The 1,535-nt window shown below is 76.4% G+C and carries 1 protein-coding gene; it reads left to right on the forward strand.

The annotated features are described in order from the left end of the window. Positions 1-176: 176 nt before the first annotated feature. The coding region (gene mycP, locus MCBG_RS26565) for a type VII secretion-associated serine protease mycosin (RefSeq protein WP_084789627.1) at positions 177-1,535 on the forward strand (1,359 nt) is incomplete at its 3' end.

A 1,535-nucleotide genomic window follows, 5' to 3' on the forward strand; every position in this document is an offset into this window, starting at 1 on the left:
CGCGCGTGGTGGCCTGGCCGGCGCGGGCATGATGGGCGGCGGGATGATGGGCGGCCACGGCGGCGCCGGGCATGGCGGCGGCGGTGGCGACCACTCGTCGTGGTTGACTGAGGACGACGATCCGTGGGGCGCCGGTGACGGTGCGTCCCCGGGCATCCTGCGATGAGGACGGACGGATGACGGTGCACGTCGGCGCGTTCCGGCCGGTGGTGGCCGCGCTGGCGGCCGGGCTGATGGTGCTGGGGGCCGCGCAGCCCGCCGTCGGCGCTCCCCGCCGGGCCGAGCAGTGGTACCTCGACGAGCTGCGGATCGACCGGGCACACCAGATCTCCACCGGGCGTGGTGTCGTGGTCGGAGTGGTCGACAGCGGCGCCGACGCCGGCCACCCGGATCTGCGCGGCCGGCTCCTGGCCGGGCGCAGCACGTTCGACTCCGGCGACGGCCGGCGCGACCCGGACGGCCACGGCACCCACATGGCCGGGATCATCGCGGCGAACGGGACCGGGGTGGTCGGCGTCGCGCCGGACGCCCGGATCCTGCCCATCCGCACGCCGTCCGGCGACAAGGGCGCCGACGCGGGCAACTCCGCGACCGGCATCCGGATGGCGGTGGACGGCGGCGCGAGGGTGCTCAACCTGTCCTACGGGCACGCCGGCGCCGTCGACGAGGGCGAAGAGGCGGCGATCCGGTACGCGCTGGAACGCGACGTGGTCGTGGTGGCCGCCGCCGGCAACGTCCGCAAGCTCGGCCCGGACATCGCCTCACCCGCGAAGATCCCCGGCGTGATCGCGGTGACCGGCACGACCCGGGGCGGCGGCTTCTGGCCCGGCTCGGCCCAGGGCCCGGAGGCGGTGGTCGCCGCTCCGGGGGACGAGGTCTACAACATCGGACCCGACCGGGGGTACGGCTGGGGCGACGGCACGTCCGACTCCACGGCCATCGTGGCCGGTGTGGCGGCGCTGATCAGGTCGAAGTTCCCCCGGCTCTCCGCACCCGACGTGATCAACCGGATCATCCGTACCGCCCGGGACGCCGGCCCGCCCGGCCGCGACCCGCAGTTCGGCTTCGGCCGGATCGACCCGGTGGCGGCGCTCACCGCCGACGTGCCGTCGGTGTCGGCGAACCCGCTGCTCGGCGCCGCTCCGGCCAGCGCGTCCGCGCCACCGGCCGCGACCGAGGACGAAGACTTCGACGTGACCGACTACGGCGACCGGGGCGGCCCCACCGACCAGCAGGTCATGGTGATCGGCATCGGCATCGCCGTGGCGCTGGTGGTGCTGTTGGCGCTCGTGGTGTTCCTGATCTGGAACCGCCGCCGGCACCGGCGCGAGCTGGCGCGCGCCGCCGACATCCCGGACGAGGCGCTCGACCGGATGACCGAGCAGGGCCCGCCGGTCCCGGCCGGCCACCCCGCCGGCTACGGCCCGCCGCCCGGCTACGGCCCACCCGGCGGCCCTTCGTCGCCCGGCGCCTACGCCCGCCCGGGCACCTCACCGCACCCTGGCGCCCCGTCCCAGCCGGACGGATACGCGCCC

Origin of the sequence: Micromonospora sp. M42 (genome assembly GCF_000568915.1) — a bacterium.
Classification (GTDB): Bacteria; Actinomycetota; Actinomycetes; order Mycobacteriales; family Micromonosporaceae; genus Micromonospora; species Micromonospora chalcea.